Origin of the sequence: Pseudomonas sp. GV105, from assembly GCF_003058185.1 — a bacterium.
Taxonomy (GTDB): domain Bacteria; phylum Pseudomonadota; class Gammaproteobacteria; order Pseudomonadales; family Pseudomonadaceae; genus Aquipseudomonas; species Aquipseudomonas veronii.
Map to the genome: position 1 here is coordinate 51,765 of NZ_QBUF01000015.1, position 18,619 is coordinate 70,383.

The following is an 18,619-nucleotide window of genomic DNA, read 5'->3' on the forward strand; positions in this document are numbered from 1 at the left end:
TACCGTTGCGTTATGCCAACACCGGATAGTCGATGTACCCCTTGGCGTCGCCGCCAAAAAAGCTGTTGCCGTCAGCCACGTTGAGTTCGTTGCGACCACGCAAGCGAGCCGGTAAGTCGGGGTTGGCAATGAACGGGCGACCAAACGCAATGAGGTCTGCACGGCCCTGCGCAATGGCCTGTTCGGCCGTTTCGCCGGAGTAGCCACCCGCCAACATCAGAACGCCGTGGAAGTCAGTACGCAGTTGCTTGATGATCGCGTCCCAGCGTGGATCGTTACTTTCATCGAGCACTGTGCCGACCATCATCGGTTCTACCAGGTGCAGGTAAGCGAGATTCCAGTGATTGAGCTGGGATGCGATGTAGCCAAAGGTTTGTTCCGGGGTGTCATCGCCCATTCCCATGAAACGTCCCATCGGTGTCAGGCGGACAGCAACACGTTCGGCACCTACTTCCGCGGTCACGGCTTCCACGACTTCAAGCAGCAACCGCGCACGGTTTTCGATACTTCCCCCGTAGCGATCACTTCGCTGATTGCTGGCGCTGTTGATGAATTGGTCGAGCAGGTAGCCGTTGCCCGCGTGAATTTCCACACCATCCATACCGGCCAGAATCGCGTTGCGAGCGGCCCTGCGGAAGTCGGCAACGATCGCTTCGATCCCAGGAATGTCCAGCGCCTGAGGGACAGGTACATCACCCCATACGCCCTCGCCCTCTTCATTCAGGATGAAGGTCTTGCCGGGCACTGGCTGCGCGGTCGGTGCCACCGGCAAGCCGCCGTTAGGCTGGAACACCGGGTGCGACACCCGCCCCACATGCCAGAGCTGCAGGAAAATGCGCCCGCCTTCTGCGTGCACGGCTTCGCTGACAGCCTTCCAGCCCTGAATCTGCTCGTCGCTATGGATGCCGGGCGTCCAGGCGTAACCCTGACCCTGCTGCGAAATCTGTGTAGCCTCGGTAATGATCAATGCAGCACTGGCACGCTGACGGTAGTACTCGACGTTCATCGATGTCGGTACGTTGCCAGGTTGCCCCGCTCGCGAGCGAGTCAGAGGCGCCATGACGACGCGGTGATCGAGGGTGAATTGGCCGAGTTTGATAGGGCTGAACAAGTGATGAGTCATGATGATGTCCTGAATGGATTGGGATTGAAAAACCGCCTCAGGCGGCTTGGCTTCGCTTCAGTATCTGGATCATTATTTCGATGGGCTGCGCGCCACTGATCACGTCATCCGCGATCTGGATACTCGGCACCGAGCGCACACCGGACGCCTTGGTTTGGGCTTCGAGCTTCAAGACTTCAGCGGTGCCTTCATCGGCCTTGAGAAAGTCGACAATGACCTCTCGGTCCAGCCCGGTTTCGGCAGCGATGTCGGCCAGCACAGTGAGGTCGCCGATATCCCGCCCTTCGCTGAAGTACGCCTTGAAAATGGCCTTGACCAGCAAGGAAGCGTCTCGACCCGCCTGTTGCTCGCGCCATACCAACCGATGCGCGGCCAGGGTGTTGGGCGTTTTTTCGACGCGCTCATAATCGAACTCAAGGCCGACGGCCTTACCGGCGTGGGTGACCTGTGCGTCCATGGCCTGGCTACGCGCCCAACTGCCGAACTTGCCAGAGCGATAGGCTTTGCGATCCATGCCTCGAACCGGCATGTCCGGGTTCAACTGATAAGGCAGGAAACTGATTGGGCGGTCCGTTGAAAAACCCGAAGCGGCCAGCGCGCGTTCAAGATTTTCCTCACCGATCCAGCACCATGGGCAGATGAAGTCGTAAGTCACCTGAATTTTGGATGAATGCAAACTCATGACGGTCTCCGTGGTTGAATGTTTCACCTCCCCAAGGTAGGTGCCGGAGCGCCGACAGAGAATCCACCTGCTGCACAACGTTGCTTTTCGCAAAACGCAACGATGCACCGATCACGTCGTCGGCTGTGTTTGCGACTTGAGCAATTCGGTGAGGAAATCAATGAACGCATTGATACGTTTCGAGCCGCGATGATTGGGCAGGTACAAGGCCGAGATCGCTGAACTGGCGCTGTTCGGATTGACGACAAAAGCGTCGAACAAGGCAGTGAGTCGACCACTGTCGACGTCATCATTGACCAGCCAATCGGGTAACAGCGCCACCCCGCACCCGGCCAGCACCACTTCGCGCAGGACCTCGGCATTGTTGCTCTTGAATTGCCCTTCGACGGGCACGCGCAGCTCTTGGCCCTGCTCTGTAAATGTCCAGAACTGCTGTGGCGCGCCATAGTTGAAGCACATGCACTCGTGTTGCATGAGGTCCATGGGCCCGTCGGGAAATCCTCGAGCGTTCAGGTACTCGGCGCTGGCGACTACGCGGCGGCGAAAGTTGCCGATGCAGCGGCTGACCAGCGTTTCCATCGCCGCTGGCGACCCCAGCCGGATCGATAGATCGATGCGTTCGCCGAGCAGATCGACGATGTCGTCCGATAGCGTCATATCCAGTACGAGCAGGGGATAGCGCGCTAAAAGCGCGCCGATATGAGGGGCAATAAGACGCTGTCCAAACGCCACGGGCACGGAGATACGCAACTGTCCCGCGGGCACTTCACCGCGGTCCGAAACTGACTCGTCGGCGTCAGCCATGGCGCTCAGAATATCCCGGCTTTTCAGGTAGTACACACTACCGGCATCGGTCAACGTGACTCGCCGGGTAGAGCGATTCAGCAGCACGGCGCCCAGGTCATCCTCAAGCCTGTCGATCATTCTGGTCACTGACGAGGTCGCCAGATTGAGTTGCCTGGCGGCAGACGAAAAGCCCTTGGAATCTACTGACTGGATGAATATTTTCAGTGCGAGCAGCTTGTCCATGAAACCCCTTCCGTCATTACGCTCCTTGAGCGCCTATCTTTGGACATCGGCGCACCCTGCGCGAGTTAACGGTTGTTAATTCTGCCGCCGTTGCGCCTGGCGCAATGTAGCGTTGCGCCTTGATGGGGTACTCCATCACAAGCGCCCTCTCTAAGCTCACGACATGGAAAATCGCCGCCCATCGCACGCGGCGGATTGAAAAATCTGTCGTTAATTCAGCTCGAGAGGTAAGGCGATGAAGCGCAAGACGATCATCGGTGCCGTTCTGGCAATCGGCGTCGCGGGGTTAGGCTTTGCGTTCTGGATGATGTGGAGGCCGGAAATTGCCACTGTCAGCCAACACCTGAATGCTGATCGCGAGACGCTGGACAGAGGCCGCCGCGTGGTCGAAGCGGGCGACTGTGCGGTCTGTCACACACGGCCAGGGGGCGCCTACATGGCCGGCGGTTTGCCGCTGGTAACGCCCTTCGGAACCCTCTTCACCACCAACATCACCCCGGACCCGCAGTCCGGTATCGGTCAGTGGTCGCTGGACGCCTTTGAACGGGCCATGCGTGAAGGCATCGCGCGTGACGGCCACTTTCTCTATCCGGCCTTCCCCTACGTGCATTACCGGAAGCTGAGCGATGCCGATATTGCCGACGCCTATGCTTTCCTGATGAGCGTGGACCCGATCAAATACACCGCACCGGAAAATCATATGGTCTTCCCCATGAACTTCCGTCCGCTGGTGTCTTTCTGGAACTTACTGTTCCTGCATGGGGATCCGCTGGAACCACTTCCCAACCGATCAGCACAATGGAACCGCGGACGTTATCTGGTCGAGGGCGCGGGGCACTGTTCGTCGTGCCATTCGCCCCTGAATCTGATTGGTGGGGAGAAAGGCAGCGAACTGTTCAACGGTGGCGTCGTCGACGGCTGGACAGCTCCCGCCCTGCGCGGAATGACCGAGGCACAACCCCCCTGGAATGAAGCCCAGTTGGTCGCCTATCTGACGGGCGAGGTCGCCGAAGGACATGGCGCAGCGGCGGGCCCGATGTTGCCGGTCAGCCTGAGCATCGCGCAATTGCCGGCGGAAGACGCGCATGCCATCGCGCAGTACATTCTTGACCTCAAGAAAACTTCATCGGATGCCCCATCGCCGCCCTGCACCTCTGGGGTCAAGCCCAGCGCCACGGCGCTGCGGGGCGCCGCGTTGTTCGAGGGGGCCTGCGCGAGTTGCCATGGCCGCGCGGCGCCGATGCGCGTCATTGAATCGCGGCCGGCACTGGCGAACACCTCGGCGGTGAGGGCGGACTCGCCACGCAATTTGATCCAGACCATCCTGCAGGGCATTCCGATGTCCAGCGCCGCTTCCAGCCACTACATGCCTGCCTTCGCCCACAACCTGGACGACACCCATGTGGCCGCACTTGCCGAGTACTTGCGCAATGAAAGCTGTGCAAACCGACCCTGGACGGATCTCGACAAGACAATCAAAAGTATTCGGGCTCAGGAGCAGCAACCGTGATCACACTTGACATCAACGGCAAGACTCACGAAATGGACATCGCGGACGACATGCCCCTGCTATATGCCTTGCGCAACCAGGTGGGGCTCAATGGCGCCAAATACGGCTGCGGCCTGGGTCAGTGCGGCGCGTGCACCGTGTTAGTGAACGACAAGCCGGTGTTTTCCTGCCTGACGCCGTGCGGCGCACTGGCGGGCAAATCGGTACGCACCGTCGAGAGCCTGGGCAGCGTCGACCAACCGGGGCCGTTGCAGAAAGCCTTTATCGATGAACAGGCCGCCCAGTGTGGTTATTGCATCGCGGGAATGATCGTGAGGGCGCAGGCGCTGCTGGAGGCCAACCCTCATCCGGACGATGAAACGATCCGCCGCCACATGGCACCGAATTTATGCCGCTGCGGCACCCACGTGCGGATCTTCGCCGCGATCAAGTCGGTTGTCGCGCAGGGAGGCAAGGTATGAAAAACCCCACGCAAAACGTCAATCTGAGCCGCCGCGCCTTCGTGATAAACGGGGCTTTGGTGATGGGGTTCGCGATGCTTCCAGGTATTCCCCGGGCCTTCGCTGACACCGAGGTGGACACCTTGGGTACGACAATCCTGGCGCCTGATCTGCCCGGCAGCCTGCGGGCCACGCCCTATCTGGACGCCTGGATCCGCATTGATGCGAAAGATGGCATCACCGTCTACACCGGCAAAGTGGAGCTGGGCACGGGTGTTAAAACTGCGCTCCTGCAGATCGCCGCCGAACGCCTTGAAGTGTCACCTGGGCTCATCCGTTTTCTCACTGCCGACACTGCACTGACACCCAATGAAGGTTACACCGCCGGCAGCCATACGATCGTCGACAGCGGCACTGCACTGTTCAACGCCGCGGCCCAGGTGCGGCAGTTGTTACTCGAGTCCGCAGCACGGCAATGGCAGCGCAGCATCGACAGCCTGACCACGCGGGATGCGGTGATCTACGATACACAAGGCCGCAGCATGACCTACGCACAGGCAGTGGTGGGGGTTCAACTGCATCGCTTTGCGTCGGCCAACTCGCCCTTCAAGCCAGCTGGCAGCTTCACCCTGATCGGCAAATCGTTGCCTCGGCTGGACATCCCGGCCAAAGTCAGCGGCGGTGCGGCCTATGTGCAGGACATGCGGCTGCCCGATATGCTGCACGCCCGGGTGATACGCCCGCCCCGGCGCGGCAGTCAGCTTCTGGAGATCGACGAGGCCGCCCTCAAGCAACTTCCCGGCGAGGTGAAACTGGTCCGCAATGGCAGCTACCTCGCCGTGGTCGCCACCGATGAATGGCTGGCGGTCAAAGCGATGCGCGAGGGCTACGCCAAGGCCCGCTGGACAGAAGGTAACCCGCTGCCTGACTCGACACACATCCATCAACTCCTCACCGAATTACCGGCGCGGCGCTATCCGGTGAGCGCCAAGGGTGACCTCCCGCAACCGCTGCCGCGTGCTTACAAGGCCCGGGTGACCAAGCAATACCTGATGCACGGCTCCATCGGGCCCTCCTGCGCAGTGGCCTGGTTCAAGGATGGAACACTGACCGTCTGGACCCATACCCAAGGTGTCTACCCTCTGCGCGCGGGTATCGCCGAGATGGTCGGCCTGCCAGTGGCTCAGGTGCGTTGCATCCACGCTGAAGGTTCCGGTTGCTATGGCCACAATGGCGCCGATGACGCCGCCGCCGATGCCGCGCTGATTGCCATGGCCATTCCCGGCAAGCCGATTCGGGTGCAATGGATGCGCGAACAGGAAAACCTCTGGGAGCCGTACAGCTCGGCCATGCTTGCCGAGGTGGAAGCGGGGCTGGACGACAGTGGGCGTCTTCGCGACTGGAAATACGAGCTCTGGAGCACCCCGCACAACGAACGTATCGTCAATGCCGGGCGCCTGTTGCCGGCGTGGCTGTTGGCCAATCCCTTCACCCCGGCACCTTCGGTGCCGATTGCTCAGCCCGAAGGTGACGGCGACCGTAATGCCGTTCCGTTGTATGAGATACCCAACCTGAAGGTCGACATGAACTTTGTGCTGACCATGCCATTCAGGACCTCGGCCATGCGTTCGCTCGGTGCCCACATCAACATCTTCGCCATCGAAAGCACCGTCGATGAACTGGCGGCTAGGGCCACCATCGACCCGGTGCAATTTCGCCTGAATCACTTGAGCGATCCGCGAGCACGGGCGGTGGTGGAGCGCGTGGCCGCTGAGTTCCGCTGGCCGCACAAAGCAACGGGACCCGGCAGCGGAATCGGCTTCGCCTTTGCCCGCTACAAAAACATCATGGGTTACTGCGCGATCGCCGTGCAGTTGCATGTGCAGCGCCAGACCGGGCAAGTGATGATCGATCGCGTAGTCGCCGCCGTCGACGTGGGGCAAATTGTCAGCCCCGACGGGCTGCTCAATCAGATCCAGGGCGGCATCGTGCAGTCCGCGAGTTGGACGCTCTATGAACGAATCCTCTATGACGCCAGCGGCATGCACAGCTTCGACTGGAGCGGCTATCCGATCATGCGTTTTCCGGATTTACCGCAACAGGTCGAGGTCCACATGCTTGATCAGCCGGATCAGCCATTTCTGGGTGCCGCAGAAATCGTCCAGGGCCCCATGGCCGCAGCACTGGGCAATGCCATCAACGATGCCACCGGCAAGCGCTTGCTCGATCTGCCCCTGGCACGACGTGGCTGGCAGGATGCGCTGGGGTCATGACCGATCCGGGCGGTGTCGACGTTATGCCCTTCAGCCAAAAGTCAGCCACCCGATTCCGGCGAAACGTCTGAATCGGTAGCCAGGCGCACGCTCGTGAGCGCCTGGAGTTCATGCAGCAACTAGTTAACGCGAACACTAATAACCCGAATCAATCAGCCTTCAGCAGCGCTCTCCATGTTGCCGGCGTACCCAGTTCAGAATCGACCAACTGATTTTCGAATCGATTGCGCTCACCTATGGCACTGACCGAGCGATCGGTAATAGAGAACCAAAAGATACCGACAAAGGCTACGGCCATGGAAAACAAGGCCGGATATTCGTATGGGAACCAGGCTTGCGGATTATGGAGGATCTTGACCCACACGGTCGGGCTAAGAATGCATAGGGTAATGGCTGATACCAGCCCCAGCGATCCGCCAATCACGGCGCCACGTGTCGTCAGGCCCTTCCAGTAAATCGACAATAACAGCACGGGAAAGTTGGAACTTGCGGCGATGGAGAACGTTAAGCTCACAATAAATGCGATGTTCTGTTTTTCAAAAGCAATGGCCAATAGAATCGACAACACCCCCAACGCGATGGTTGTAACGCGAGAGACGCGCATCTCTTCACGGTCGCTGGCGGTGCCCCGGCGCAAGGCATGTGCATAGAGGTCATGCGAAACAGCAGACGAGCCTGCAAGGGTGAGCCCAGCCACCACCGCCAATATCGTCGAGAACGACACAGCACACATAAACCCTAGGAACACATTACCGCCTACGTTGTGTGCGAGGTGAATCGCAACCATATTAACGCCGCCTGATATTCCCCCTGATGCATCGTGATAGGCCGGATTGCTGGCAACCAAGGCGATAGTGCCGAAGCCGATGATTACGATCAGGGCATACCCTATGCCGACAAGACCGGTGGCATAAAGAATACTTTGGCGTGCGGCCTTAACGTTACCGACAGTGAAAAACCGCATGAGAATATGTGGAAGGCCTGCCGTGCCGAAGACTAATGCCAGGCCTAGGGAAATCGCAGACACCGGGTCGCTGATCAGACCGCCTGGACTCATGATTGCTATATGGGAAGGATGCACCTGGGTCGCTTGAGTAAACAGCTGGTTCAGGCTGAATCCAAATTGGGACAGCACCATGAAAGCCATGAAGACGCAGCCGGTCAGCAGTAATACGGCCTTGATAATCTGAATCCAGGTGGTTGCTAACATCCCACCAAAGAAAACATAAATCACCATTAGCGTGCCCACTAGAAGCACTGCTGCGGTGTAATCGAAACCAAACAGCAACTCCACTAGTTTTCCGGCACCTACCAGTTGAGAAACCAGGTAAAGCAACACGATCACAATGGAACTGGAGGCTGAAAATGCCCGTATGGGCCGCGGTTTCAACCGATAGGACAGTACATCCGCCAGGGTGTAGCGCCCCAGGTTTCGCAGTGGCTCCGCAATCAGAAACAGAATGATCGGCCAACTGGCAAGGAAGCCGATCGAGTAAATCAGCCCATCAAATCCACTGGTGAAAACCAAGGCGGAGATGCCCAGCAAAGACGCCGCAGACATGTAGTCGCCAGCGATAGCCCAGCCATTCTGGAAGCCGGTGATTTTTCCTCCTGCGGCATAGTGATCCGCGACGCTATTGTTTTTGCGTGCCGCCCACCGGGTGACGAACAGCGTGAAAATAACGAAGGCCAAAAACATGCCGATGGCAATGGGATTATGTTTTTGTACGGCGCCAGGGATATCGGCCGCGTATACCGTTACCGAAGCAAGCATGGCGGAGATTGTAATAAGTAGACGCTTCATTTGTTGAAGCTCCTGATAATTGTTTTTATTTTAGGGTCGTAGCAGGTGTTAGTGCGCCAGACATAGACAGCAACGAGGAGAGTCGTGAAAGCGAGCATTCCAAAACCGATTGGCACGCCCCACGTCATCGGCTGCCCTTCTGTGATAGGCGTACCCAAACGGGCAGGTATAAAGGCCAGGGAAAGAATAAAACCAAAATAGACGGCGAGCATAAGCGCCGTCATGCTCCACGAAAATAGTCGGCGCTGTTTTACCAAAGCACGAAACTCCGTATTTTCGAGAATCGGGTTTTGAATAGTGTCGTCAACCTGTTCAGCGGGCATGGTCGGGCCACCGTCTTGCGGATATGCATGTTCCATGGTGATCTCCAGCAAATGGCTTGTGGCTGAGTTAAAACTTCGCGGGCACTGCAGTCTCACGCATCACGGCTTCCGGAGTCCGGTACAACTCCGCCATGTCACGCTCTTCCTCGCTTTTCAGTTGCGCCTGCATATACGCGCCAAGATGCCTGGCGTGCTGAACAATCGACGCGCCGAAACGACAGCGCTGCTCGCTGTAGTCCGCCAATGCCTCTTCAACCGTTGCATGTCGCGCAAGTGCTTCCACGATTGCCAACGCATCACCGGCGGCCTTGGTAACGCCCATCCCACAATGGGGACGCGCCACGAATGCCGCGTCGCCGAGCAATGCGACACGGCCAAAATTCATCTTCGGTACTTCCAGGTCGTAAATTGGCTGGAATAACGGCTGAGCAGCTTTCTTAACGACTTCGGCAAACTGCGGGGCCAGTAATGTCTCTGCGGACTTGTACATATTGTCGAGCACATCACGGCGTATCAGCGCCGGAGGAATCCCGCCTTCAAACTGTTTACCGCTTTCATCACGCAGCAAATCCTTCAAGTCATCGTCACCGCTGGTGCGGTACCACACGAAGTTGTAACGGCGCTCGCCGACAAGGGTGCTGTTGGAATGCCCGGCAACTGGATACCCCAGGATCTGCTCATGCGGGGGCAAACAAAACGCGAATTTATCGAAAAGTGCGGCGTGGGCAGCGTCAGACAGAGCACTTTCATCGACTAACCCGCGCCAGGCGATATAGCCGGCATATTGCAGATGCACATCGGGTAAAAAATGTTGGCGAATCGTCGACCGAAACCCATCAGCCGCAACAATGACGTCTGCTTGATGAGTCGTCCCATCGGCCAATGTCACGCTGGCATGGGTTTCAGTACTTTCGACCGACACCACACTGCCACCGCAGCGATACCGTGAGTCTGGGAATGCACAGCGAAGCACCTGGTACATCTTCCCCCACGCGGTCAACGTTTGTGGAAGCGCATTCTCAAGTACGGCTTCGCCGTCCTGGGCCAAAGTGACGCGCGACAGCACATCGATACCTACCGATGCGTCGAGGGGAATTCCCGCTGCGGCCATCGCTTCGAACAACTCAGGGTGTGTAACGATCCCTGCGCCTCGTCCAGCGAGTTCATCCGGAACGCGTTCGAAGACCTCAACGTCCCAACCGTTGCGCAACAGCATATTTGCTGCAAACAGGCCGCCCAGCGAGCCGCCCACGACTATGGCGCGGGGCTTGTTCGAGGCGTTCATCATGGCTGCTCTCCCACCGTTGCAGAGGCATGGGAGGCGTAAGAACCCACAGCATCGATCTCGGAGGCCGGGAAATTGAGCTCGATGGTGACACCAGACGGATCTTCGATGAACACTTGATGCAGGCCTAGGCTCGGCACGGTGCGATCGCGCCACGCAATCCCTTCGGCTTTGAAGACGTCCCAGAACTCGACCAGGCCGGTGACCAAAAAAGCAATGTGATCAACCGTCCCAGTGCCTGTCAGCGGGATTTCTTTATCGCCCAGGTATTTTTTCAGGCCTTCAGGATTGGAAGGATCAATCCCGATAATGTGGACCGTGCCGAAGTCCTTCTCATCACCGCCCATGTACAACCAAACGCCAGGAAAATCGAATGGCGGCCGGTAGCCAGGAGTAAAACCGAGGACCCTTTCATAGAATCGACTGGACTTTTCCAGGTCGAACGACCGGATCGAGTAGTGAGCGAGCTTCACGACTTGCATGGTGCCTCCAACAGTTTTTTTGTATTTATTTATCAGTTGATAAACAATACGACCAGCTGAAATTGAAGTAAATAGGTGGCGGATCAAATTTTTGAGGACAGGCTTGAACCACGCGGTGGCGTCGCCAACAGCGAACGGGCTTCAGGCGTTGGGAAAGGGCTTTTCAGAGCAGGATGGTGCGCGGAAACCCCTCTTCACCCGCTCAGTTGAAGGCTGAAACAGGTGATGAGTGGTCGACAAAAAAGCAGGGCAAAATAGGCGATCAGGAGGCAACAAACAGGAAATCGAAACCGATCAATTCAAGCGAGGCTTCTTACCCAAATCGTTATCGACTTGCTGCAATACGTGGGGACTGCCGTTAAGGAACGCATCGACCATTTGCTCGATCAGCGCATCTATGTCCTCAGTCACTGGAAGATCGTAAATCCATTTGCGAACACCGATATAGAAAATGCTGGCATGCAGACTCCAGATCAGCTCGAGCTCTTTTTCATTGATCGTGTCACCTGAGGATGGAGCCAATCCATGAGTCTGACGGATTTCTGCAATGACAGGGATGAAGACCCGCTCACGCAATTTAGCCAGATACCGATCATTGATACCTTCACGTGTCAGCCCGGCGAATACGAAGATACGAATCCACTCTCGCCGCAGAATCACACGAGCGTATGAGGTGTAGAAATGAACCAGGCGAGACTGAAGGGGTTCGGAGCGATCCTTGATCATCGCCTCCCACGAGGAATCCCACTGATATACCTCGTCGTACACGCGGTCTATCAGTGCCTCTTTGCTGGGGAAATATCGATAGAGTAACGGTTGGGTAATATCCAGTTGTCGCGCCAGCTCACGGGTACTGCCCGAGAATCCGCACGTCGCAAAATGCTCGATAGCTTTCTGCACGATTTGCTTTTCCCTGACCTCAGGCGAAAGGCGTCGAGTCGTCGATTTGACGGGGTCTGCTGATTTCGCTGATTTTCCCGACTCGTTCTCGTCTCTATCTTTTGAGTCTTGCATAACGCCTCGCTGGAGCTTCATTAAGGCATCATACAAAACAAAAGAATGCACTGGCTATGAACCACACCTATTTGGCCAGACGACTTTCAATATCCTTCTTGAACAACGCAGGTCGGCTTAAATAATGCCCCATGGCCAACACTTCCATTTGGCCGTCGATCTCCAGCGCAAATGCCGGAAAGCCGCGCGCATTCAGAGCTTCAAGCATCTCGTTGCTGCGCTTGATGTGGTCTTGCAATGAGTCTGCCGTGATCAAATCAAAAGTTGCCATAAACGATTCGGGTTCAAACCCAAGCTCATTGGCAATGCCGGCGATTACCCCTCGGTCAGCAATGGCCTGACCTTCTTGGTAGTAGGCAATTTGCAGGCGTTTGAGCATTTCGATGCCACGTCCGGACAGCTGTTGAGCGGTCAACATCGCTGCAATCGGTGGCGAAGAGTCCAGCTGGACATTTTCATGTTCCAGTACGCCTTGAACATAGGCGTCCGCGAAGGTCTGTTTGCTGAATGCCGTAATCCGGGCTTCGTGAGGACGAACAAAATCGCGCCACTCACCCGACATCAACTTGCTTTTGTCCCCCGAAAGCATGCCCACGCCATGGGCCTGAATTTCCAGGCCAGGAATAGCGGTGGCCGCCGTGATCATCGGCGCCGCCCCATAGCACCAGCCACAGAACGGGTCGTAGACGTAATGCAATGTCGCAGTGCTCATTCAAATCTCCGGGATCTGCCGTGCCACACGGCGAAAGGGGTTCGTTACGTCGTGGATCAAACATGCGAAAACAGCAATGAGGCGATCAGCGCTCGGCCAAGCCTTCAGGCCCGAGCAATTCGCTGATGAAATCGATAAACGCATTGACGCGTTTGGAGCCACGATGATTGGGAAGATACAACGCAGAAATGGCCGAACTGGCATCGTTCGGATTGATAACAAAGGACTCGAACAATGACGTCAAATCACCGCTGCCAATATCGTCGTTGACGAGCCAGTCAGGTAACAGAGCCACCCCGCCACCCGCCAGCGCAACCTCACGTAAAACTTCCGCATTGTTGCTTTTGAAGCGCCCCTCAATCGGTACCCGAGTCTCCTCACCTTCCTTTAAGAAAGTCCACACCTGCTGCTTTGGGCCGTAACTAAAACGCAGACACTCGTGTTGCATGAGGTCCATGGGATGTTCAGGAAAACCATGTGCATTCAGGTACTCGGCACTGGCCACAACCCGGCGTCTGAAATGACCGACGGGACGACTGACGACACCATCCATGGCTGCTGCCGATCCCAATCGGATCGCCAGATCGACGCGTTCCCCCAGTAGTTCGACGATGTCATCGGAGAGCGTCATGTCCAACACAAGTTGAGGGTATCGCTTCAACAGCGAGGCAATATGCGGCGCAATCAGACGGCGCCCCAGCGCTACGGGCACGGAAATACGAAGATGGCCCGCAGGGAGTTCCCCGCGGTCAGTGACCGAGGCATCCGCCTCGGCGACAGCATTCAGCACCTCCCGCGCTTTCAAGTAGTAGGCGGCCCCGGCATCTGATAATGAGATTTGACGCGTGGATCGATTAAGCAGGACAGCGCCTAGTTCCGCCTCAAGCCCATCGATCATCCGAGTCACAGAAGACGTCGCCAGGCCTAACTGTCGAGCGGCAGAAGAAAAGCCCTTCGAATCCACAGCCTGGACGAACATCTTCAATGCGAGCAGCTTGTCCATGACACTCCTTGACTCACCCGTTGTTCATCTTGAGCATTGCGCCAGTTCGGGTCCGACGAGAAACCACCGAGAAGACGACCAAAGCGACCAGTGACAATCCGCTTCCCACCGCAGCAATCGCCAACCAGCCGGCATGTTCATAAAGCGAACTGGCCACCGAAGAACCGATTGCACCACCGATAAAGATACTGATCATGTACAACGCATTCAGACGGCCTCTGTTAGCAATGCCCAAGGCGTAGACGGCTCGCTGACCCAACACCATGTTCATTTGCACTGCAAAATCCAGCGCTACACCGGTGACCGCTAACCCAATCACACCGTAGAAGGGATTGATGAAGGCCGGTAGGAAACTCAATATACCCAGCACCATGGCCAACTGCGACGCTCGTCGAGTATGTCCTGCATCAGCGAGTCGACCACTGATAGGTGCGGCAATTGCACCGATCGCGCCGACCAGAGAGAAAATCGCAATCTGACTTTGCGTGAGGCCGAACTCACGACTCAATATCAACGGCACAGCGGTCCAGAATAAACTGAACGCCGCAAACATCAGCCCTTGATAAAGCGCGCGCTGACGCAGCACGGGCTCGCGACAAAACAGTTGTCCCAGGGACATCAGCAATTGACCATACGACGCGCGATGGGTCGGTTGCCATTTAGGCATGGTCATGCCAATCACGATGGAGATAACGAGCATCAAGGCGGCGGCCCCGATAAACACCGCCCGCCAGCCCAAATGATCGGCAACCAGACTCGACAGCGGCCGCGCAAGCAGAATCCCTAGCAGCAAGCCACCCATAATCCCGCCAACTACCCGACCGCGAGATTCTTCCGGTGTCAGATGTGCCGCCAACGGGATAAGCATCTGCACGGAGACTGAGCTGAAACCGATGAGTGCCGACACCACTAGAAATACACTCGGCTGCTTGGACAAACCGGCGGCTACCAGGCTGAAGATCGTAATCACAATTGTCGCGATCATCAGCCGACGGTTTTCTACCAGATCCGCCAAGGGCACCAGGAAAAACAATCCGAGCGCATAACCAATCTGAGTCAGCGAAACGATGAAACTCGCGCGTCCACTCGACATGCCGATATCCGGAGCGATCAAGCTGATAATCGGTTGAGCGTAATAGATGTTGGCCACGATGGCACCGCAACAAAAAGCAAACAGAAGCACGAGCCCCTTTGTCATCGACGCTTTTTGTATCGTCGCTGCTGTATCTCTTGTAGAAACGCCCATGCCATAGACTCCTGAGGTTCGACAGCGGTGACTCTTCAGAAAAAGTCACGCGCATTGATGTTTTCCAGGTCAACAACATAGGCGGCACTGCATCTTGAGAGAATATGGTCAGGACGCAACGTCGCGTTGCGTCTTGCGCAAGAGATACCCAGGCTCGGTGAGCGCCCCCGCTTGATTCGAGGACGAGGAATCGCCATGCGCCAAGTAAACTGACTCGCCGATGATCCAAAGGCCAAATACAACTTCCGATGGGATCCGGCTACTTACACGGTGGCCGAGCTGTTGCATGGCGAAGAAAATGCGGTGTACGCGGACGCTGGATACACCGGTATCGAGAAGCGTGAAGAACATGAAAGTCGTGAGGTGATCTGGCAAATCGCGGCGCGCCGCAGCACCTATTACAAGTTGAATAAACTCAGTGTGCTTTACAAAGCCAAGCGCAAGATTGAGTACTGCAAAGCTCAGACACGAGCCAAGGTTGAGCATCCATTTCGGGTGATAAAGCGGCAATTTGGCGACGTGAAAGTGCGCTTTCGCGGTCTGGTGAAAAACACAGCTCAGTTGACTACGCTGTTCACTCTGTCAAACCTGTGGAAGGCTCGAAAAAGACTGATGGGTATGGGCGAAAGCGCCCGCAAAACACGATATATATCGGGCCGTTTCGGCTGATAGCGATGAGTGTCGGGAAAGTTTCGACTTGCCGCCGCAACGCGGCAAGTTGATCGGAGCATCCCTAGCTTTTGAGATGAAATTCGCTGTCCAGACGAATACCCTGTAAGAAAACTTCGTCGTGGGACACCACGATCAATGCCCCTTGGTACTGAATCAGCATCTGCTCCAGCGCGATTCTGCTGGGCAGATCCAGATGGTTATCCGGCTCGTCCAGCAACAGCAATTGCGGAGGGCGTTGTGCATACAGCTGCGTAGCCAAGGCTATTTTCAGCCGTTCGCCACCGCTTAGCTGGCAGGTCTTGAGCATCGCACGATTCGCATCAATTCCCATTTGAGCCAGGCGGGTCCGCGCCTCGGCCTCGGGCAACTCCGGATTACTCCCGTAGAGCCATTGCACTGCCGTGCGTTCGGGGTACTGCAATCCGGCGTGTTGATCCAGCCAGCCAACATGGCAACTGCGGATGACTTCGCCTTCGTGTACCGGCAGTTGGCCGGCGATCACTCGCAACAAGGTCGATTTGCCGCTGCCGTTGGCGCCCAAGATCGCCATGCGCATAGGCCCGGTCAGCGTCAGATTGATCGGTGCCGCGTAACCGAACGGGAGAATCACGTCGTTGAGTTGCACAATCAACTTGCCATTGGGCACTACGCTTTCCGGGGACAACATCATTCGTTGAACGTCCGGCGCACACCGCGCACGGGCCTCAGCAATCCGTTGTTGCTGCTGTTCCCGGGCTACCAGTTGATTGAGGCGCAATTTTCCCTGACTGTTTTCACTTCGCTCTTTCTGGGCGTTGGTGATCAGCTTGGTCTGATTGCCGTCACGGGCCTGGCGGTCACCGCGGGCATTGCGCCGTTGCTGACGCTCCATCTGCACGACCATCTCACGTTGCTCACGCTTGGCCTGCGCCCGCTCCCCCTGCAATGCCGACTGGAACGACTGCTGCTCCTGCTCGCGTGCCGCAGCATACTGACTGTAGTTACCGCCATAAACCGACAGCCCCATGGGCGAAAGCTCGACAATTTCGTTCACGTGCTCCAGAAGCCCGCGGTCGTGGCTGATCAACACCAGGCCGTTGGGCCAGCGATCAATCTGCTGCGCAAGCTTGTGTTGCTGATCGATATCTAGGTGGTTGCTGGGTTCATCCAGAATGAGCCAGTCGGCCCGAGACAACCACGCCCCCAGCAGCGCCACACGCTGCCGCTCGCCTCCACTGAGGGCGTCGGTACGGGAGTCTGCATTCAAACGGCCCAGACCGATCTTCTCCAGCTCCGCCTGAAGGCGTGTGGCGCAATCCCATTGGTCAACCGCTAGCGAATGGTCGTCATCGTCAACGCTGCCCAAGGCAATGCGATCCAGCGTTGCCAGAATATGGTCAACACCGGCCAGTGCAGCAACGCTAGGATAACGCTCGGGCTCCAGTAACTGCGCCACGGCGTAAACCTGCCCTTCGCGACGAACGATGCCGCTGGTGGGCAGTTGCTCCCCCGTCAGGAGTCGGCCAAGCAACGACTTGCCACAGCCATTGGCGCCCACGATGCCCGTGGCCCTGGTACTGAAGGTGTGGGTCAATTGATCGAACAGAACGCGCCCGTCGGGCAGGTTGTACGACACTTGATCAAGTTGAAGTAACCGTTGAGTCATGACGCGTCCTTAAACAAGCGGCCCGATAGGCACTGAATCACTCCCTGATGGTGCGCAACAGCACACGGCGGATGGGCCATGACCGTGAACACCTCCACCGGCCCCAGCAAAGCCGCGAGACGCAGGTTGATTTCGTCAAACTCGATCCGATGACCATTGAGTGTGAGCTGACTGTCGGCCCGCCCCAGATACGACAACTGGACTGAATCGCCTCGGACTCTCTAGACACCTTGCAAGCTCATTGTGTAACGTTTTTCAAACTCTACCGGTGACAGCTGATTGTTGAAACCATGGCGGCGTTTTGCGTTGTAGAACATCTCGATGTAATCAAATACATCACTACGAGCATCTTGCCGCGAGGTGTAGATTTTCCGCTTGATCCGTTCCCGTTTCAGAAGCTGGAAAAAGCTCTCGGCCACAGCGTTGTCATGACAGTTGCCTCGGCGACTCATACTGGCAACCAAATTGTTCGCTTTCAAAAAATTGCGCCAATCGGAGCTGCTGTACTGGCTGCCTTGGTCGGAGTGAACCATCACCTCCTGTTTCGGTTTTCGCCTCCAAACCGCCATCAATAACGCATCAATGGCCAAATCACTGGTCATCTGCGACTTCATTGACCAGCCAACGACCTGACGAGAAAACAGATCCAGCACCACTGCCAAATACAGCCAGCCTTCATACGTACGAATGCAAGTGATGTCGGTGACCCAAACTTTGTTGGGTTCTACGACATCAAACTGGCGCTTCAGTAAATTGGGTGAGGCGACGGCTGGCTTACCGCCGTATTTGCCAGGGCGGCGTCGATACCCTGTCTGAGAGCGCAGACCTTCAAGACGCATCAGCCTCGCCACACGATGCCGACCACAATCCTCACCGACTTCGCGCAGATCGTCATGGACTTTGCGATAGCCATAAACGCCGCCGCTCTCCAGCCAGGAATGCTTGATCAAACCCAGCAGTCGCTGGTCGTCTTTGGCGCGTACAGATTGCGGCTCAGACAGCCAGGCGTAATAACCGCTGGGATGGACTTTCAGCGTCAGGCAAAGCCGTCGAATGGAATAGTCGCCCGCTCGCTGCTTGATAAAGGCGTACTTCAACCGCACTCCTTGGCAAAGTACGCGGCGGCCTTTTTTAAGATGTCTCGCTCTTCGGTGACCCGCTTGAGTTCGGCTCGCAGACGACGCAGTTCAGCGTGCTGATCATCATCCTGCTTCCGTTCTTCTTGAGGTTTGCTGTAGCGCTTTATCCAGGCATAGAGGCTATGCGACGACACGCCAAGACGCGCCGCCACATCAGCGACAGGCAGCTTCTTTTCGGTCACTTGATTGACCGCTTGGATTTTGAATTCTTCGGGATAACGTGGGTTGCTCATGGCA

General features: G+C 56.8%; 16 protein-coding genes and 1 pseudogene. 4 read left to right on the forward strand and 13 right to left on the reverse strand.

The annotated features are described in order from the left end of the window. Positions 1-10: 10 nt before the first annotated feature. The 3 genes from C8K66_RS25285 to C8K66_RS25295 all read right to left on the reverse strand — a co-directional run bounded on the left by C8K66_RS25285 (position 11) and on the right by C8K66_RS25295 (position 2,834). The gene (locus C8K66_RS25285; protein ID WP_108526265.1) at positions 11-1,123 is read right to left on the reverse strand and encodes an alkene reductase; all 1,113 of its coding nucleotides are present in this window, start codon (positions 1,121-1,123) and stop codon (positions 11-13) included. Positions 1,124-1,160: 37 nt separating this feature from the next. Then, positions 1,161-1,805: a DsbA family oxidoreductase gene (locus C8K66_RS25290; protein WP_057005726.1), complete on the reverse strand. Its 645-nt coding sequence runs from the start codon at positions 1,803-1,805 to the stop codon at positions 1,161-1,163. Positions 1,806-1,916: 111 nt separating this feature from the next. Further along, the gene (locus C8K66_RS25295; protein ID WP_108526267.1) at positions 1,917-2,834 is read right to left on the reverse strand and encodes a LysR family transcriptional regulator; all 918 of its coding nucleotides are present in this window, start codon (positions 2,832-2,834) and stop codon (positions 1,917-1,919) included. Between the two features lie 235 nt (positions 2,835-3,069). Here C8K66_RS25295 and C8K66_RS25300 point away from each other — a divergent pair, with 235 nt between their 5' ends. Genes C8K66_RS25300 through C8K66_RS25310 form a run of 3 tightly spaced genes read left to right on the forward strand, consistent with a single transcriptional unit; the run spans position 3,070 to position 7,057 of the window. Beyond that, entirely contained in the window at positions 3,070-4,344 is a 1,275-nt protein-coding gene (locus C8K66_RS25300; protein ID WP_108526269.1) for a c-type cytochrome, read from the forward strand. Then, entirely contained in the window at positions 4,341-4,805 is a 465-nt protein-coding gene (locus tag C8K66_RS25305; RefSeq protein WP_108526271.1) for a (2Fe-2S)-binding protein, read from the forward strand. Before C8K66_RS25300 ends, C8K66_RS25305 begins: the two co-directional genes overlap by 4 nt. Beyond that, complete coding sequence (locus C8K66_RS25310; protein ID WP_108526273.1) at positions 4,802-7,057, forward strand: molybdopterin cofactor-binding domain-containing protein; 2,256 nt, start codon at positions 4,802-4,804, stop codon at positions 7,055-7,057. Before C8K66_RS25305 ends, C8K66_RS25310 begins: the two co-directional genes overlap by 4 nt. A gap of 148 nt (positions 7,058-7,205) precedes the next feature. Here the strand turns inward: C8K66_RS25310 and C8K66_RS25315 are convergent, their stop codons facing one another. From C8K66_RS25315 to C8K66_RS25350, 8 genes are all read right to left on the reverse strand, one after another. Beyond that, positions 7,206-8,861 (reverse strand): cation acetate symporter, encoded by a 1,656-nt coding sequence (locus tag C8K66_RS25315; RefSeq protein ID WP_108526275.1) that lies wholly within the window; start codon positions 8,859-8,861, stop codon positions 7,206-7,208. After that, positions 8,858-9,220 carry a DUF485 domain-containing protein gene (locus tag C8K66_RS25320; protein ID WP_079444324.1) on the reverse strand — a complete coding sequence of 121 codons (363 nt, stop codon included), beginning with the start codon at positions 9,218-9,220 and terminating at the stop codon, positions 8,858-8,860. Before C8K66_RS25320 ends, C8K66_RS25315 begins: the two co-directional genes overlap by 4 nt. 31 nt (positions 9,221-9,251) lie before the next feature. Continuing rightward, a complete protein-coding gene (locus C8K66_RS25325) occupies positions 9,252-10,472 on the reverse strand; it encodes an FAD binding domain-containing protein (protein WP_108526277.1) in 1,221 nt (406 codons plus the stop codon). Continuing rightward, the gene (locus C8K66_RS25330; RefSeq protein ID WP_057005733.1) at positions 10,469-10,951 is read right to left on the reverse strand and encodes a VOC family protein; all 483 of its coding nucleotides are present in this window, start codon (positions 10,949-10,951) and stop codon (positions 10,469-10,471) included. The genes C8K66_RS25325 and C8K66_RS25330 overlap by 4 nt, the downstream gene beginning before the upstream one ends. A gap of 294 nt (positions 10,952-11,245) precedes the next feature. Next, positions 11,246-11,965 (reverse strand): TetR/AcrR family transcriptional regulator, encoded by a 720-nt coding sequence (locus C8K66_RS25335; RefSeq protein ID WP_046385219.1) that lies wholly within the window; start codon positions 11,963-11,965, stop codon positions 11,246-11,248. Positions 11,966-12,032: 67 nt separating this feature from the next. Next, the gene (locus tag C8K66_RS25340; protein ID WP_046382730.1) at positions 12,033-12,677 is read right to left on the reverse strand and encodes a DsbA family protein; all 645 of its coding nucleotides are present in this window, start codon (positions 12,675-12,677) and stop codon (positions 12,033-12,035) included. An 85-nt stretch (positions 12,678-12,762) separates the two neighbouring features. Then, entirely contained in the window at positions 12,763-13,680 is a 918-nt protein-coding gene (locus C8K66_RS25345) for a LysR family transcriptional regulator (protein WP_017847603.1), read from the reverse strand. 13 nt (positions 13,681-13,693) lie between these two features. Beyond that, positions 13,694-14,926 (reverse strand): MFS transporter, encoded by a 1,233-nt coding sequence (locus C8K66_RS25350; RefSeq protein WP_046382729.1) that lies wholly within the window; start codon positions 14,924-14,926, stop codon positions 13,694-13,696. A gap of 270 nt (positions 14,927-15,196) precedes the next feature. Between C8K66_RS25350 and C8K66_RS25355 the strand changes: the two are divergent. After that, positions 15,197-15,595: pseudogene (locus tag C8K66_RS25355) on the forward strand (transposase); the annotation flags it as partial. Between the two features lie 64 nt (positions 15,596-15,659). On the opposite strand, the gene C8K66_RS25360 reads toward C8K66_RS25355, so the two are convergent. Then, the gene (locus C8K66_RS25360) at positions 15,660-17,243 is read right to left on the reverse strand and encodes an ABC-F family ATP-binding cassette domain-containing protein (RefSeq protein ID WP_017847606.1); all 1,584 of its coding nucleotides are present in this window, start codon (positions 17,241-17,243) and stop codon (positions 15,660-15,662) included. Positions 17,244-17,464: 221 nt separating this feature from the next. Continuing rightward, positions 17,465-18,615 (reverse strand): IS3 family transposase gene (locus tag C8K66_RS25370; RefSeq protein WP_108526281.1). Its coding sequence is split into 2 segments (ribosomal slippage): positions 17,465-18,381 and positions 18,381-18,615, totalling 1,152 coding nucleotides; the frame shifts between segments, so codons are not numbered across the junction. Positions 18,616-18,619: the final 4 nt, after the last annotated feature.

Bases quoted from the DNA above. Each gene is read 5' to 3' on its own strand.
- C8K66_RS25335 (WP_046385219.1), bottom strand. From the start codon at position 11,965: ATGCAAGACTCAAAAGATAGAGACGAGAACGAGTCGGGAAAATCAGCG.
- C8K66_RS25320 (WP_079444324.1), bottom strand. From the start codon at position 9,220: ATGGAACATGCATATCCGCAAGACGGTGGCCCGACCATGCCCGCTGAA.
- C8K66_RS25360 (WP_017847606.1), bottom strand. From the start codon at position 17,243: ATGACTCAACGGTTACTTCAACTTGATCAAGTGTCGTACAACCTGCCC.
- C8K66_RS25325 (WP_108526277.1), bottom strand. From the start codon at position 10,472: ATGATGAACGCCTCGAACAAGCCCCGCGCCATAGTCGTGGGCGGCTCG.
- C8K66_RS25290 (WP_057005726.1), bottom strand. From the start codon at position 1,805: ATGAGTTTGCATTCATCCAAAATTCAGGTGACTTACGACTTCATCTGC.
- C8K66_RS25330 (WP_057005733.1), bottom strand. From the start codon at position 10,951: ATGCAAGTCGTGAAGCTCGCTCACTACTCGATCCGGTCGTTCGACCTG.
- C8K66_RS25310 (WP_108526273.1), top strand. From the start codon at position 4,802: ATGAAAAACCCCACGCAAAACGTCAATCTGAGCCGCCGCGCCTTCGTG.
- C8K66_RS25315 (WP_108526275.1), bottom strand. From the start codon at position 8,861: ATGAAGCGTCTACTTATTACAATCTCCGCCATGCTTGCTTCGGTAACG.
- C8K66_RS25285 (WP_108526265.1), bottom strand. From the start codon at position 1,123: ATGACTCATCACTTGTTCAGCCCTATCAAACTCGGCCAATTCACCCTC.
- C8K66_RS25300 (WP_108526269.1), top strand. From the start codon at position 3,070: ATGAAGCGCAAGACGATCATCGGTGCCGTTCTGGCAATCGGCGTCGCG.
- C8K66_RS25340 (WP_046382730.1), bottom strand. From the start codon at position 12,677: ATGAGCACTGCGACATTGCATTACGTCTACGACCCGTTCTGTGGCTGG.
- C8K66_RS25350 (WP_046382729.1), bottom strand. From the start codon at position 14,926: ATGGGCGTTTCTACAAGAGATACAGCAGCGACGATACAAAAAGCGTCG.
- C8K66_RS25345 (WP_017847603.1), bottom strand. From the start codon at position 13,680: ATGGACAAGCTGCTCGCATTGAAGATGTTCGTCCAGGCTGTGGATTCG.
- C8K66_RS25295 (WP_108526267.1), bottom strand. From the start codon at position 2,834: ATGGACAAGCTGCTCGCACTGAAAATATTCATCCAGTCAGTAGATTCC.